Origin of the sequence: Pseudomonas sp. Os17 (assembly GCF_001547895.1) — a bacterium.
GTDB lineage: Bacteria > Pseudomonadota > Gammaproteobacteria > Pseudomonadales > Pseudomonadaceae > Aquipseudomonas.
The window spans coordinates 2,780,086-2,795,694 of record NZ_AP014627.1 but is presented as its reverse complement, the minus strand read 5'-3'; the positions used below and the strand labels follow the sequence as shown (position 1 = coordinate 2,795,694).

The window sequence follows — 15,609 nt, the reverse complement described above, 5'->3', positions numbered from 1 at the left end:
GGGCCGCTGCGCAGCCCAGCGGGAGCAAGCTCCCTCGCCACGAAGAGCAGGTAGCAACTAAGACTCCAAGCTTGCGGCTTGCGGCTTTTAGATGTGGCAACTGCTCAGGCCATTCTTCTCTAGGTAACGCTGGTGCGCTTCATCCGCCAGTTCGAAGCGGCCCAGGGGCACGATCACCGTGGCCACGGGTTTGTTGAGGCGTCCGGAGTCTTGCAGGGCGGTCTTGGCCGCCCTCGCCTGTTCGGCCTGTTCGGCAGTGGTGTGGAAGATCGCCGAGCGATATTTCACCCCGCCATGTTCGCCCTGGCGATCCACCGAGGTGGGATCGTGCAGGCCCCAGAAGTGTTCGATCAGGGTCGAATACGCCAGCACCTGCGGATCGAAATCCACCTGCACCACTTCAATTTGCAAGGCTTCATCCGCCGCTTCCAAGGCGTAGCCGACGCGGCTGTCCACTACTCCAGGCAGCGCCCGGAACGCGGCTTCCGCACCCCAGAAGCAGCCGGCACCAAAGGTCGCCTGTTCGAGGCTGTTCACCGGCGCCCCACTCATTGCGCCACTCCCACTTTTTCGCCGCTGGCGCCCAGCCAGCCATCAACGATCTGCGGGTGCGCGGCGACCCATTCCTTGGCCGCCTGCGCCGCCGGTTGCTGTTCCTTTTCGATCTTGAGGATCAGGTCGTTCAAGGCCTGGGGTTCGATGCTGAAGTTCTCCAGGAACGCGGCGATCCGTGGTGCGCGTTTTTGCAAAGCGCTGGACGCCAGGACATACACCCGGGCATCCGGGTAGGCGCAGGTGATCTTGCTCTTGCTCAGCCAGTCGGCGTCCACCGTGGGGCTGATGAATTTCCAGCAGCCGTCGGCCTTGTACAGCGGGTCGCCCTTCTTGTTGTCCTGGGCGTAGCCGTCGAACGCCGGTTCATCCAGGCGGCGCAGGTCGAAGGCGGAGAAGATCCAGTCCGGGGTGTAGGCGTAGAACACCACGCCGCGCTGGGCCTTGTAGGCCGCGGCGAGCTTGGCGTAGGTCACCGAGGCTTCGGTGGACACCGATTCGAATTTATCGGCAAAGCCAAAATCCTTGGCCTTGATCTGGCCGATGTAGGTGGACTCCCAGCCCGCCGGGCCCACCAGCAGTTGGGCCTTGCCGCCGCCCAGGGGTTCGAAGAGTTTCGCCACTTCGGGCTTTTGCAGGTCGTAGACCGACTTCACGCCGTATTTATCTTGCAGGTAACCTGGAATGTAGAAGCCTTGCACCCCCAGGTACGGCTGCTTGTTGGGCACCAGGGAGCGGGTGCCGCCGGTGACGTACTTGGCCCAGGCGGCGGACTGGTTGGGCAGCCAGATGTCGGTCAGCACGTCCACCGAGCCGTCGCCCTTGGCGGCAGCAGCAAACAGCACCGGTACGTCACCGGCGAGGTAGGAAACGTCGCCGTCGAGGCGGCTCTTGATCACTTCGCCGAGGATGTTCTGGATGGCGATGGCGCCGGTCCAGTTCTGTTCGCCAATGACGATCTTGTCCTTGGCCAGCACCGGCAGGGACAGACCCAACAACAGCGCAGCGGCGCCAAGGGTACGGGTAAACGACTTGTTCAAGGGACACCTCATGATTGATGCAATGTGCGATCCCGCTGGCGCAGGGTCGCTTGAATGATTCGATCGGGAATCAGCGCGCAGAACACGATCGCGGCACCGGCCAACATGCCCTCACCGCCCTTGATGTTGCGCAGCGCGGTCATCACGTCGTAGCCCAGGCCACCGGCGCCGATCAGCGCCGCCACCACCACCATCGACAGGCTCATCACCAGGGTCTGGTTGATCCCCAGCAGCAAGGAACCCGCGGCCAGGGGCAGCTCGACCTTGGTCAGGATCTGCCACGGCGTGGCGCCGTGGGCCAGGGCGGCTTCGACGGCGGTCTTGGGCACTTCCTGAATCCCCAGGGCGGTAAGGCGGATCATCGGCGCCAGGGCGAAGATCACCGTGGCGATCACCGCCGGGGTCTTGCCCACCGAGAAGAACGCCACCGCCGGGATCAGGTACACGAAGGTCGGCAGGGTCTGCATCACGTCCAGCAAGGGAGTGATCAGGCGCCGGGCCAGGGCGCGCTTGGCCAGGAGGATGCCGGCGGGCACGCCGATCAACAGCGAGATCAGCACCGAGGAACCCACCAGGGCCAGGGTGGCGATGGTCCGTTCCCAGAAGCCGAACAGGCCGATGTAGAGCAAGGCCGCGGCGCTGGTCAGGGCCAGGGCGGCGCCGGCGCTGCGCCAGGCCAGCAGCACCAGGGCCAGGGCCGGCACCGGCCAGGGCAGCCAGCCCAGCAGGTTTTCGATGCTTTCGATCACCGTGCGCACGGCGACTATCACGCCGACAAAGCTGCTTTCAAAGGTGACCTGGGACCAGCCGATCAACTGGTCGATGGCCGCCGCGGTGCCCAGCAGCACTTGGCGGTCGGCGGGAAACTGCAGCCAGGGGCCAGAGGCATCGGCGGCCAGTACCCGCCACAGCACCAGGGCCTGGGACAGCAGCAACACCAGCCACGGCAGGCGCCAGTCGGAGCGGCCCAGGCGGCTGGGACGGCGGGCCAGGGTCACACTCAACAGGCGGCTGGACAGCAAGCCGATGAGCGCCAAGGCGACCCAGGCGAAACCGGCCGTGGCCAGCCCCTGCCCCAAGGCTGCGGCGGCGCCCAGCTCCAGGGCAAAGCCCAGCCAGTACAGGCTACCGCGACCGCTGGCGGCCAGGGCCGCGGGCCCCAGCAGCAAGGCCTGGGCCAGGGACAATCCGGGGCTGACCGGGGCCGGAGCCGGGGTCGTCGCGCGCGGGTGCGGGGCAATCGCCGCCACCGCAGGTGCAGCGCTGCGGGCGCCGTGCTCCTGGAAGAAGTCCGCCACTTCGGCATCCGCCGGCTGCTCCAGCAGTTCGGCGGGGGTGCCCAGTTGAATCAGCTGGCCGTGGCGCAATACGGCAATGCGGTCCGCCAGGCGCAGGGCTTCGGCCGGGTCGTGGGTCACCAGCAAGGTGGTGATGCCGCGCTCGCGTACCACCCGCAGAAAGTGGCTTTGCAGATCCCGGCGAATGGTCGGGTCCAGGGCGCTGAAGGGTTCGTCCATCAGCAGGATGTCCGGCTCGCTGACCAGCGCCCGGGCCAGCCCGACCCGCTGCTGCATGCCTCCGGACAGCTCATGGGGATAGTGCTCGCCCCAGCCGTCAAGGCCCATGGCCTGCAGTTGCACATCCGCTGCGGCGTGACGCAGGGCCTCGGGCTCGCCGCGCAGTTCCAGAGGCAAGGCGACGTTGTCGCGCACGCTGCGATGGGGCAGCAGGCCGAAGTGCTGGAAGACCATGCCGATGCGCCGGGAACGCAGGGTACGTAGCGCCTGGGCCGAGAGTTGGCTGATGGCCGAACCATCGATCAGCACCTCGCCACTGCTGGGCTCGATCAGCCGGTTGATATGCCGCAGCAAGGTGGACTTGCCGCTGCCGGAGGTGCCCATCAGGCACAGCACTTCGCCACGGCGCACCTTGAGGCTGACCTGCTGCACCGCTGGCGGCGCGCTCTGGCCACGGCGACGGGTGTAGTGCTTGGTCAGGTTGCGCAACTCCAGCACCACGTCGGCGGGACTCGGTGGCGTGGCGGCTGAGGCTGAGACGGCGAAAGCCTCTTGGGGGTGAACGGCAGACACGGGAACTCCTGACGCCGGGCGCGGGATGGCCTAACCGGCGGTGAACAAGAAAAAAGGGGGGGACCTGTTCGCCGGCAAGCCGGCTCCTACAACGGCATCGCGTGGTGCATGTAGGAGCTGGCTTGCCAGCGAAGGCAATCTAACCAGCGATCACAACTTCTTGGGGCTCCACAACTGCACGGCCCGGGCATCCACCGGCTTGGGCAAGAGTTTTTCCTGGTAGAAGGCATCGGCGATTTTCTGCTGCTCGCCCAGGGCGTCGGGCTTGACCGCTTCCACCTGGTAGGTGCGGCGGCTGTTGGCCAGCTCTACCGTCGGCACGTCCAGGTTGCCCCACAGCGGGCCCAGCAGTTTGGCCGCCTCGCTCGGGTGTGCCTTGACCCAGGCGCCGGTCTTCTGCAACTCGGCGAACACCTGGTTCAGCACCTCGGGATGGGCCTTGGCGTAGTCATTGGAGGCCAGGTAATAGCGGCGGTAACTGGCCAGCCCCTGGCCGTCGTGCAGCACCCGCGCGCCCTGCTGGCGCTGGGCGCTGGCGACGAAGGGCTCCCAGGTGACCCAGGCATCGACCTTAGCGGTTTCCAGGGCCGCGCGGCCATCGGCCGGGGTCAGGTACACCGGCTGGATATCGGCGAAGCTCAAGCCCGCTTCGCGCAAGGCGGCGATCAGCAGGTAATGGCTGCCGGCGGCCTTGGTCACGGCAATGCGCTTGCCCTTGAGGTCGGCCAGGGATTTGAGCGGCGAATCCTTGGGGATGACGATGGACTGGGCCGCCGGCGATGGGGTTTCCGTGGCGAAATAGGTCAGTTGGGCCCCGGCGGCCTGGGCGAAGACCGGCACCGTGTCGGCGACATCGGCGCTGATGTCGACGTTGCCCACGTTCAGCGACTCCGCCAGCGGCAGGCCACTGGTGAACTCGTGCCAGGTGATGTTGACGCCCTGCCCCGCCAGTTGTTTTTCCAGGGTACCCTGGGCCTTGAGCAGCGCCAGCAGGGTCGAGGATTTCTGGTAGCCGATGCGCAGGTCGGTATCGGCCTGGGCATTGAGGGCCATGCCCAGCGCCAGACCGGCCAGGGCGGTAATCGACAAGCTACGACGCAAAGCAAAGGGCAGGCGCATGGGGGCGAACCTTCTCGGAGACAGGACAGTCGCTAAAAGCTAATCGATCTAATAAATCGAAAATAAATACTTTTTAGGAATTAGCTTAGGTTCGTGCGACCGACCACCCCTAACGGTCACAAGGCTTGGAACCGCCGAACTCGGTTTTGCGCAGGCAGAAGAAGCCGTTTTTCTTCAAGGTCAGCGGTGCCACGGCGCAAGGCAGCACGGCCTGATTGACCTCGATCGACACCCGCTCGCCCTGCAACTCGCGCTCGTCCAGCCGCAGCTCGCAACTGCCCGCCTGGTCACCTGCCGCGTAGCCGATATGGCTGATCACCCGGTTGTCCAGTTTGATCACCAGGGGGTTCTGCGCCGCCGAACAGGCCGAGAGGCTGGGGTGGCGGGCGTTGATGCTCAGATGGTTGTCATCGCCGGTGGCCGCCGGGACCAGGGGGATGAACAGCAGCGACATCAGGTGGTGGGACGGCGCGGAGGTCAGCTTCACATACAGCGGCTCGGGGCCGCAGGCCAGCTTGAACGAGGTGCCCTGGTCATAGCTTCCCTTGCTGGCGTCCTGCCAACCGCCGAGGCTGTCGGCCTTCCAGTCGTGGCCCCATTTGTAATCGATACAACCCCCCAGGCTCAGAGCCAGGGCCAGACAAAGCGCCATCCTGTGCATAGTCGACATCCCGTGCGAAAAGTTCGCCAGTGTACGCCAGCCGAGCACCTGACGATGCGCCTTGCCGGCGAAGGCGTCGGCGGCCCACCTCTGGCGGGCCCCTTCGCCGGCAGGCCGACTCCTAAGGTTGGCGCTGGGCGATGGATTGGGAGGCGGCGAGCATGGCCCGCAGCAGCACGGCGCAGCCGGCGGCCAGGTCGTCGGGGTCGGCGTTTTCGATTTCGTTGTGGCTGATGCCGCCTTCGCAGGGCACGAAGATCATCCCCGCCGGGCCCAGCTCGGCGACGAAGATCGCGTCGTGTCCGGCGCCGCTGACGATGTCCATGTGGGACAGACCCAAGCCCTGCGCGGCTCCGCGCACGGCGTCGACACACACCGGGTCGAAGTACAGCGGCGGGAAGTCCGCGGTGGGGGTCAGTTCGAAACTCAGGCCGTGCTCTTCGCAGGTGTTGTCGATCACCTGGCGCACCTCGGCAATCATCGAATCCAGGCGCTCCGGCTCCAGGTGGCGGAAGTCCAGGGTCATGCGCACCTCCCCCGGAATCACGTTGCGCGAGCCCGGGTAGGCTTGCAGGCAGCCGACGGTGCCGCAGGCGTGGGGCTGGTGCCCCAGGGCCGCACGGTTGACCGCGGCCACCACCGCGGCAGCGCCCACCAGGGCGTCCTTGCGCAGGTGCATGGGGGTCGGGCCGGCGTGGGCTTCGACACCCCGCAGCTTGAGGTCGAACCACTTCTGGCCGAGGGCGCCCAGCACCACACCGATGGTCTTGCGCTCGTCTTCCAGGATCGGGCCTTGCTCGATGTGCGCCTCGAAATAGGCACCCACCGGGTGCCCGCTGACCGGGCGCGTGCCGGCGTAGCCGATGGCGTTCAGCGCCTCGCCGACGCTGATGCCCTCGGCGTCGGTCTTGGCCAGGGTGTCTTGCAGGGTGAATTTCTCGGCGAACACCCCGGAGCCCATCATGCACGGCGGGAAGCGCGAGCCTTCTTCGTTGGTCCACACCACCACTTCCAGGGGCGCCTCGGTCTCCAGCTTGAGGTCATTGAGGGTGCGCAGCACTTCCACCCCGGCCAGCACGCCAAAGCAGCCGTCGAACTTGCCGCCGGTGGGCTGGGTGTCGATATGGCTGCCGGTCATCACCGGTGGCAACTGCGGATTGCGCCCGGGGCGGCGGGCGAAGATGTTGCCGATGCCGTCCACCGTGACCGTGCAACCGGCCTCCTCGCACCACTTCACGAACAGGTCGCGGGCCTGGCGATCGAGGTCGGTCAGGGCCAGACGGCAGACCCCGCCCTTGACCGTGGCACCGAGCTGGGCCAGTTGCATGAGCGACTGCCACAGGCGGTCGCGGTTGATGTGCAGGTGACTGGATTGCAGAACCTCGACAGCAGCGTTCATGGTGATCCCCTCAGGCTTTATCTGGTTGTGGTTGACGAGATCGGGCTCGTCTTGAGTCTCGCGGTTTTCGGTGCTCACCTGCAGGAGCGAGCTTGCTCGCGATTAGCCAGCAGACGTTACGCAATCCCCAGAGAGACAGGGTTGTTTGTACGTTCATCGCGAGCAAGCTCGCTCCTACAGGGTCGGGGTCTTGACGGTCGCCACCTGCGGGCTGCGCAGGCTGCACAGGCCGTAGTAGATCAAGCCGCCCAGGGCCGAGCCGGTGAACCAGCCGTAGCTGTAGAACCAGTTGAAGGCGCTGCTGCCCAGGGACATCAGGGTCAGGGCCACCGGCACGCCAAAGGCGATGAAACCGTGCCAGTTCCACGCCGGGTAGACGTCGTCGCGGTACAGGCCGGCCAGGTCCAGGCGCTGTTTCTTGATGATGAAATAGTCCACCACCATGATCCCGGCGATCGGCCCCAGCAGGCTGGAGTAGCCCAGCAGCCAGTTGGAATACACGGTCTCCAGGCTGACGTCGGAAATCAGCAGGCCGAGCTTTTTCAGCAGTTCGTGGCCCATCAGCGCCAGCCCCACCAGGCCGGTGAGGATCACCGCGGTGGTGCGACCGATCAGCTTGGGCGCCAGGTTCTGGAAGTCGTTGGTGGGCGAGACGATGTTGGCCGCGGTGTTGGTGGACAAGGTGGCGATGATGATCAGCGCCATGGCCAGGGCCACCCAGCCCGGGCTCTGGATGTGGCCGATCAGGCTCACCGGATCGGAGACGGTGACGCCCACCAACTTCACCGAGGCGGCGGTCATCACCACCCCCAGGGCGGCGAACAGGAACATGGTCAGCGGCAGGCCGAAGATCTGCCCGAGGATCTGGTCCTTCTGGCTCTTCGCGTAGCGGCTGAAGTCGGGAATGTTCAGCGACAGGGTGGCCCAGAAGCCGACCATCGCCGTGAGCCCGGCCATGAAGTAACCCGTGACGCTGGCGCCCTCGGGACGCTTGGGCGCGATTGCCAGCAACTCAGTCAGCGACACGCTGGGCAAGGCCCACACCAGCAGGCCGATGCCCACTGCCACCAGCAGTGGCGCAGACAATGTTTCCAGCCACTTGATCGACTCGGCGCCGCGCAGCACCACCCACAGGTTGAGGGTCCAGAAGATCATGAAGCCGATCACCTCGCCGGTGCCACCCAGGGCCTTCCAGCCCTCGAAGATCGAGCCCAGGAACAGGTGGATCGCCAACCCGCCGAACATCGTCTGGATGCCGAACCAGCCGCAAGCCACCAGGGCACGGATCAGGCACGGCACGTTGGAGCCGATGATGCCGAACGACGAGCGCAGCAGCACCGGAAACGGGATGCCGTACTTGGTGCCGGCAAAGGCGTTGAGGGTCAGGGGAATCAGCACCACGATATTGGCCAGGAGGATCGCCAGCAGCGCCTCGCCGACGCTGAGGCCGAAGTAGGCGGTGAGCACCCCGCCCAGGGTGTAGGTGGGCACGCAGATCGACATGCCGATCCACAGCGCGGTGATGTGCCATTTGTTCCAGGTGCGCTCCTGGACCTTGGTCGGTGCGATGTCGTGGTTGTAACGGGGGCTGTCGAGTACGTCGCTGCCGGCGTCCAGCTCGTACAAGCCGGCGCGCTCGGTCACCTGGGATCTGATCTGTTGCATGGCCGCTCCACTGTTCTTTTGATTATTTTGCTCATCAGGCCAGCGCACCCAGGAACAGTGCGCCGGACGATGGCCGGAGAACTTACGACTTCCGCCCTCCTGGCCAGCGATCTGCGGCGGCACTCAATAACGATGCCAACTACTGCCGGGTACGCGACTGCACAGTGTGCGGAATCCATGTAAACAACTGATGTGATTCAGTTTTATTCAGTCAACTTTGAAGCCTTCGGTTAGTTGCCGGTTCACTCAGGCCGGGTGTTTGGCAAGTTGTCCGTTCGATCAGGTCCCAAAGCGGTGCACGTTTATTTTCTTAGTTGTCTTCTGCTCTTCGCAGCGCCTCCTCAAACGGCTGATTTGACATAGGAAATCTCGACTATTTTTCGATCCTGTCAAGTGCGTCAAAATGGTGATGGCGCGCACCATTTTGCGGATTTTGATTTTTATTCGTTTATTTTCAATGAGTTATAACTAATATAAGCTTATAAAAAATAATCTTGCTGTTTCTTTGAACTGCGACTAGCTTCTAATCCTGACACCGCTGACAGGATTGTTAATTTATCAGCGCGTTCAATAAAAAAGTTAGAACCGGCACCAGCCGGTCATGCCTGCGAGGAACTCGGAATGTCTCTGTTGATCCGTGGCGCCACCGTTATTACCCATGATGAAAGTTACAAGGCCGATGTGTTCTGCGCAGACGGCGTGATTCGCGCCATCGGTCAAAATCTGGATATTCCCGCCGGCTGTGAAGTACTCGACGGCAGCGGCCAATACCTGATGCCCGGCGGCATCGACCCCCATACCCACATGCAACTGCCCTTCATGGGCACCGTGGCCAGCGAAGACTTCTTCAGCGGCACCGCGGCGGGTCTTGCAGGCGGCACCACCTCGATCATCGACTTCGTGATTCCCAACCCCCAGCAGTCGCTGCTGGAGGCCTTCCACCAATGGCGCGGCTGGGCCAAGAAATCCGCCAGCGACTACGGCTTCCACGTGGCCATCACCTGGTGGAGCGAACAGGTGCGCGAGGAAATGGCCGAACTGGTGCAGCATCACGGCATCAACAGCTTCAAGCACTTCATGGCCTACAAGAACGCCATCATGGCCGCCGACGACACCCTGGTGGCCAGCTTCGAGCGCTGCCTGGAGCTGGGGGCGGTGCCCACGGTGCACGCGGAAAACGGCGAGCTGGTGTACCACCTGCAACGCAAGCTGCTGGCCCAGGGCATCACCGGGCCGGAAGCCCACCCGCTGTCACGGCCCTCGCAGGTGGAAGGCGAAGCCGCCAGCCGGGCGATCCGTATTGCCGAGACCCTGGGCACGCCGCTGTACCTGGTGCACATCTCGACCAAAGAGGCGCTGGACGAAATCACCTACGCCCGCAGCAAGGGCCAACCGGTCTACGGTGAAGTGCTGGCCGGCCACCTGCTGCTGGACGACAGCGTGTACCGCGACCCGGACTGGCAGACCGCCGCCGGTTACGTGATGAGCCCCCCCTTCCGCCCTCGTGGCCACCAGGAAGCGCTGTGGCACGGCCTGCAATCGGGCAACCTGCACACCACCGCCACCGACCACTGCTGTTTCTGCGCCGAGCAGAAAGCCGCCGGCCGCGACGACTTCAGCAAGATCCCCAACGGCACCGCCGGCATCGAGGACCGCATGGCCGTGCTCTGGGATGAGGGGGTGAATACCGGGCGCCTGTCGATGCAGGAGTTTGTGGCCCTGACCTCCACCCACACCGCGAAGATCTTCAACCTCTACCCGCGCAAGGGCGCGATCCGCGTCGGTGCCGATGCCGACCTGGTGCTCTGGGACCCCAACGGCAGCCGCACCATCTCCGCCAAGACCCACCACCAGCAGGTGGACTTCAACATCTTCGAAGGCAAGACCGTGCGCGGCGTGCCCAGCCACACCATCAGCCAGGGCAAGCTGGTGTGGGCCGACGGCGACCTGCGAGCCGAACGCGGCGCCGGGCGCTACATCGAACGCCCGGCCTACCCGGCGGTGTTCGACCTCTTGAGCAAGCGTGCCGAGCGGCACAAACCGACCGCCGTCAAACGCTGACCCCGGAATGCCCCAATGCCAATCCACGCTCTGTCACGCTCTGTGTAGCCGCTGCCGCAGGCTGCGAACGAGCGGCACGCTCGCGGCGCTCTTGAGGCCAGCAGAGGGTTGGCAGGAGACCGTCAAGCAAGGCCCTGCGGGCCTTTTCGCAGCCTCGCAGGCTCGGCAGCGGCTACAGGGATTGCGGGGATCAGGGCTTCGTGTAGCCGCTGCCGCAGGCTGCGAACGAGCGGCACGCTCGCGGCGCTCGCGAGGCCAGCAGAGGATTGGCGGGAGACCGTCAAGCAAGGCCCTGCGGGCCTTTTCGCAGCCTCGCAGGCTCGGCAGCGGCTACAGGGATTGCGGCGATCAGGGCTTCGTGTAGCCGCTGCCGCAGGCTGCGAACGAGCGGCACGCTCGCGGCGCTCTTGAGGCCAATAGAGGGTTGGCGGGAGATCGCCAGGCAAGGCCCTGCGGGCCTTTTCGCAGCCTCGCAGGCTCGGCAGCGGCTACAAGACGGCAGGACAGCAGGACAGCTAGCAGTTTCGTGAACACCCATGCCCGTCAGAGGCAGATGAAAAACCGTGAGGCCAAAACCGTGATCAAGACCTTGAACCACTTGCCCCACCCGACCCTGGACGGCGCCACCCTCGCCGGTCATTTCAGCGATCTGGCGCCACCGCTCAACGCCCGCCAAGCCCATCTGGAAGCCTCGCGCTGCCTGTATTGCTACGACGCGCCCTGCGTCAACGCCTGCCCCAGCGAGATCGACATTCCTTCGTTCATCCGCAATATCCACACCGACAACGTCCAGGGCGCAGCGCAGAAGATTCTCTCGGCCAATATCCTCGGCGGCAGTTGCGCCCGGGTCTGCCCCACCGAGATCCTCTGCCAGCAGGCCTGCGTGCGCAACAACGCCCAGGAATGCGCGCCGGTGCTGATCGGCCTGCTGCAGCGCTATGCCCTGGACAACGCGCACTTCACCGAGCACCCGTTCCAGCGCGCCGCGCCCACCGGCAAGCGCATCGCCGTGGTCGGCGCCGGCCCGGCGGGCTTGTCCTGCGCCCACCGCTGCGCCCTGCACGGTCATGAGGTGGTGGTGTTCGAAGCCCGGGAAAAAGCCGGTGGCCTCAACGAATACGGGATCGCCAAGTACAAGCTGGTGGATGACTTCGCTCAGCAGGAGCTGGAGTTCCTGCTGGGCATTGGCGGCATCGAGATCCGCCACGGGCACAAACTCGGCGACAACCTGAGCCTGACCCAACTGCATCAGGAGTTCGATGCGGTGTTTCTCGGCCTCGGGCTGGCCACCAGCAAGCAGCTGGGGCTGGAGCATGAAGACGCCCCCGGGCTGCTGGCCGCCACCGACTACATCCGCGAGCTGCGCCAGGCCGACGACCTCAGCCAACTGCCCCTGGCCGACCGCTGCATCGTCCTCGGCGCCGGCAACACCGCCATCGACATGGCGGTGCAGATGGCCCGCCTCGGCGCCCGGGACGTCAACCTGGTGTACCGCCGGGGCGTCGAGGACATGGGCGCCACCGGGCACGAACAGGAGATCGCCAAGGCCAATCAGGTGCGCCTGCTGACCTGGGCCGCACCGCAACAGGTGCTGCTGGATGATCAGGGCCGGGTGCGCGGCATGCGCTTCGCTCGCACCCGAATGCTGGAGGGACGTTTGCAACACACCGGGGAAACCTTCGAGCTGGCGGCCGACGCGATCTTCAAGGCCATCGGCCAGTCGTTCGACGACTGCGCCCTGGCCGATCCTCTGGCGCGGGAACTGCAGCGTTGCGGGGAACGTATCCAGGTGGACGAACAACTGCGCACCAGCATTCCCGGGGTCTACGCCGGCGGCGATTGCGTCAGCCTCGGCCAGGACCTGACGGTGCAGGCGGTACAACACGGCAAGCTGGCCGCAGAAGCCATGCATGCCCAACTCATGCTCAATGTGGAGGCTGCGTAAATGGCCGATCTATCGATTGTCTTTGCCGGTATCAAGGCGCCCAACCCGTTCTGGCTGGCCTCTGCACCGCCCACCGACAAGGCCTACAACGTGGTCCGTGCCTTCGAGGCCGGCTGGGGCGGCGTGGTCTGGAAAACCCTGGGCGAGGACCCGGCGGCGGTCAACGTGTCGTCGCGTTATTCCGCGCATTTCGGACCGAACCGCGAGGTCATGGGCATCAACAACATCGAGCTGATCACCGACCGCTCCCTGGAGATCAACCTCAAGGAAATCACCCAGGTGAAGAAGGACTGGCCAGACCGGGCGCTGATCGTGTCGCTGATGGTGCCCTGCGTCGAGGAATCCTGGAAAGCCATCCTGCCCCTGGTGGAAGCCACCGGCGCTGACGGCATCGAGCTGAACTTCGGCTGCCCCCACGGCATGCCGGAACGCGGCATGGGCGCGGCGGTGGGCCAGGTGCCGGAGTACGTCGAGCAGGTGACCCGCTGGTGCAAGACCTACTGCTCGCTGCCGGTGATCGTCAAGCTGACGCCCAACATCACCGACATCCGCATGGCCGCCCGCGCCGCCCATCGCGGCGGAGCGGATGCGGTGTCGCTGATCAACACCATCAACTCCATCACCAGCGTCGACCTGGAGCGCATGGTGGCCCACCCAATGGTGGGCAGCCAGAGCACCCACGGCGGCTACTGCGGCTCGGCGGTCAAGCCGATTGCCCTGAACATGGTGGCCGAGATTGCCCGTGACCCGCAGACCCGCGGCCTGCCGATCTGCGGCATTGGCGGCATCGGCAGCTGGCGCGATGCGGCGGAGTTCGTGGCCTTGGGCTGCGGTGCGGTGCAAGTGTGCACGGCGGCGATGCTGCATGGCTTTCGCATCGTCGACGAGATGAAGGACGGCCTGTCGCGGTGGATGGACAGCCAGGGCTACCACAGCCTGCAGGACTTCTCCGGGCGCGCGGTGGGCAACACCACCGACTGGAAGTACCTGGACATCAACTATCAGGTGATCGCAAAAATTGACCAGGAAGCGTGCATCGGTTGCGGCCGTTGTCATATCGCCTGCGAAGACACCTCACATCAGGCAATTGCCAGCATCCGCCAGGCCGACGGCACCCACACCTATCAAGTGATCGACGACGAATGCGTGGGCTGCAACCTGTGCCAGATCACCTGCCCGGTGCAGGACTGCATCGAAATGGTGCCCCAGGACACCGGCAAACCCTTCCTCGACTGGCAGCACGACCCGCGCAACCCCTATGGAGAAGCAGCTGCAAGCGGCAAGTTTTAAGCCGCAAGTCGCAAGCTTCAAGCTCCTGGCTTGAAGCTTGCCTCTGCTTGCAGCTTGCAGCTGCTTCTATGGTTCGAGGCCAATGCCGCGCAGGATGACGCTGGTGACAGTCTGCACCGCGCGTTCGAATTGCAGGTCCGACAGCGGCTGGTGGTCGTTGAGGATCATCACCTGGTGGTCGAAGTCGGCGTAATGCTGGGTCGAGGCCCAGATCATGTACAGCAGGCTGGAAGGTTCCACCGGTAGGATCCGCCCGTCTTCGACCCATTGGCGGATCTTGGCTTCCTTCATCTTCGCCCAGTCGTACAGGCTGGCATCCAGCGCCGCGCCCAGGGTCGGCGCGCCATGGATGATTTCGTTGGCCCAGACCTTGGAGCCATAGGGCCGGCTGCGCGAGTGCTGCATCTTGGCGCGGATGTAGCTGCTGAGCACCACCCGCGGGTCGTCGAACATCTCGAAGCACAGGGCGTCCTGTTTCCACACGTCCAGCAGGTCCATGAGCACGGCGCTGTACAGCTCGTTCTTGGTGCTGAAGTAGTAATGCAGGTTGGAACGCGGCAGTTGCACTTCTTCGGCGATGTCGGCCATGGCGGTCCCGGCATAGCCTTTTTCAGCGAAGATTTTCTCGGCCGCCAGGAGGATCTTTTCCACGTTGCTGCGACGAATCTCGATCTTGTGATTGCCCATGAGGGCTCCTACGAAAACAGTCTGCGGCAAGACTAGCATTCGCCCGAGTCTTGCGGGGGCTGTCAGGGCCGCGACATTGCGCGCCGCCGATGGGTCTTTCGCCGCCCGGCCGGATTGAGTAGGATCGGCCTCCCGCTCATTTGCAGCAGCCACTGCGGTGCTCCGTCCAGGCGTTAACTCGCGACACGGGCATACAGGTCTCTGCCCGAATGCCGGCCCTGCCCCACCGCCGGCCATCTGTCCTGTTACTGATGGAACACACTCATGACGATTCGCCCTCGCGTCGCTGCGGACGACGCCCTGCTGACCGCGCTCTGGGAGCGTTCGGTACGCGCCACCCATGACTTCATTGCTGAAGACGACATCCAGCGCCTGTACCCGCTGGTACGCGACAGCTACCTGCCGGCCCTTGAGACCTGGGTCTTCGAAAACCCCGACGCCAGCCCCGCAGGCTTTATCGCCACCAGCGACAACACCGTACAGATGCTGTTCATCGAACCGGCCCAACGGGGCCAGGGCATCGGTCGAACGCTTCTGGATCACGTTCGCCGTCCCGGCCTCAAGGTCGACGTCAATGAACAGAACCCACAGGCCCACGGTTTCTATCGTCACTACGGCTTCGTCGACTGCGGCCGCTCGGAAACCGATGGCGAAGGCCGGCCGTTTCCGATCATCCACATGCAGTTGCGCGATCGTTGAGCCCCTGCCCTCTACATAAAGGTAACCCTCTCATGTCACTGAAAAACCTGTTCACCACCACCGCCCTGCTCGCCTCGCTGCTGGGCGCCTCCTCGGTATTCGCCCACGCCCATCTGAAAAGCTCGAACCCGGCGGCCGACAGCAGCGTGGTTGCGCCCAACGAACTGCGCCTGATGTTCAGCGAAGGCGTGGAAGCGGCCTTCACTCAAGTGACGATCAGCAAGGACGGTGCGCCCCTCGAAGTGAAAAGCCTGGCCACCGAAGGCGCGGACAAGAAGACCCTGATCGTCACCCCGGCCGCCACGCCGCTGCGTGCCGGCAAGTACCAGGTGCAATGGCACGTGGTGTCGGTGGACACCCACAAGAGCGAAGGCAGCTACAGCTTCAAGGTGAGCCCGTAA

Annotated in this window: 13 protein-coding genes; 5 read left to right on the top strand and 8 right to left on the bottom strand. The window is 64.6% G+C overall.

Annotated features, from left to right (window positions below; all coding sequences use genetic code 11):
- Positions 1-87: 87 nt before the first annotated feature.
- From msrA to POS17_RS12630, 7 genes are all read right to left on the bottom strand, one after another.
- On the bottom strand, positions 88-552 hold the full coding sequence (gene msrA, locus POS17_RS12660; protein ID WP_430523210.1) for a peptide-methionine (S)-S-oxide reductase MsrA: 465 nt from the start codon (positions 550-552) through the stop codon (positions 88-90).
- Complete coding sequence (locus tag POS17_RS12655; protein ID WP_041117702.1) at positions 549-1,604, bottom strand: ABC transporter substrate-binding protein; 1,056 nt, start codon at positions 1,602-1,604, stop codon at positions 549-551. Before POS17_RS12655 ends, msrA begins: the two co-directional genes overlap by 4 nt.
- Entirely contained in the window at positions 1,601-3,682 is a 2,082-nt protein-coding gene (locus POS17_RS12650) for an ATP-binding cassette domain-containing protein (RefSeq protein WP_060838863.1), read from the bottom strand. The genes POS17_RS12655 and POS17_RS12650 overlap by 4 nt, the downstream gene beginning before the upstream one ends.
- Before the next feature lie 150 nt (positions 3,683-3,832).
- Positions 3,833-4,801 (bottom strand): aliphatic sulfonate ABC transporter substrate-binding protein, encoded by a 969-nt coding sequence (locus tag POS17_RS12645; RefSeq protein WP_060838862.1) that lies wholly within the window; start codon positions 4,799-4,801, stop codon positions 3,833-3,835.
- A 109-nt stretch (positions 4,802-4,910) separates the two neighbouring features.
- Positions 4,911-5,462, bottom strand: coding sequence for a hypothetical protein (locus POS17_RS12640; protein ID WP_231979030.1), 552 nt, complete (start codon positions 5,460-5,462; stop codon positions 4,911-4,913).
- A gap of 121 nt (positions 5,463-5,583) precedes the next feature.
- On the bottom strand, positions 5,584-6,861 hold the full coding sequence (locus POS17_RS12635) for a Zn-dependent hydrolase (protein WP_060838861.1): 1,278 nt from the start codon (positions 6,859-6,861) through the stop codon (positions 5,584-5,586).
- Between the two features lie 174 nt (positions 6,862-7,035).
- A complete protein-coding gene (locus POS17_RS12630) occupies positions 7,036-8,526 on the bottom strand; it encodes an NCS1 family nucleobase:cation symporter-1 (protein WP_060838860.1) in 1,491 nt (496 codons plus the stop codon).
- Positions 8,527-9,147: 621 nt separating this feature from the next.
- Between POS17_RS12630 and hydA the strand changes: the two genes are divergently transcribed.
- The 3 genes from hydA to preA all read left to right on the top strand — a co-directional run bounded on the left by hydA (position 9,148) and on the right by preA (position 13,822).
- A complete protein-coding gene (gene hydA, locus POS17_RS12625; protein ID WP_060838859.1) occupies positions 9,148-10,587 on the top strand; it encodes a dihydropyrimidinase in 1,440 nt (479 codons plus the stop codon).
- A gap of 577 nt (positions 10,588-11,164) precedes the next feature.
- The gene (locus tag POS17_RS12620) at positions 11,165-12,532 is read left to right on the top strand and encodes an NAD(P)-dependent oxidoreductase (protein ID WP_060841925.1); all 1,368 of its coding nucleotides are present in this window, start codon (positions 11,165-11,167) and stop codon (positions 12,530-12,532) included.
- The gene (preA, locus tag POS17_RS12615) at positions 12,533-13,822 is read left to right on the top strand and encodes an NAD-dependent dihydropyrimidine dehydrogenase subunit PreA (protein ID WP_060838858.1); all 1,290 of its coding nucleotides are present in this window, start codon (positions 12,533-12,535) and stop codon (positions 13,820-13,822) included.
- Between the two features lie 66 nt (positions 13,823-13,888).
- On the opposite strand, the gene POS17_RS12610 is transcribed toward preA, so the two are convergent.
- Positions 13,889-14,509 (bottom strand): TetR/AcrR family transcriptional regulator, encoded by a 621-nt coding sequence (locus POS17_RS12610; protein WP_060838857.1) that lies wholly within the window; start codon positions 14,507-14,509, stop codon positions 13,889-13,891.
- A 264-nt stretch (positions 14,510-14,773) separates the two neighbouring features.
- On the opposite strand from POS17_RS12610, the gene POS17_RS12605 reads away from it, so the two are divergent.
- The gene (locus POS17_RS12605) at positions 14,774-15,208 is read left to right on the top strand and encodes a GNAT family N-acetyltransferase (protein WP_060838856.1); all 435 of its coding nucleotides are present in this window, start codon (positions 14,774-14,776) and stop codon (positions 15,206-15,208) included.
- Between the two features lie 32 nt (positions 15,209-15,240).
- Positions 15,241-15,609 carry a copper homeostasis periplasmic binding protein CopC gene (gene copC / locus POS17_RS12600; protein WP_060838855.1) on the top strand — a complete coding sequence of 123 codons (369 nt, stop codon included), beginning with the start codon at positions 15,241-15,243 and terminating at the stop codon, positions 15,607-15,609.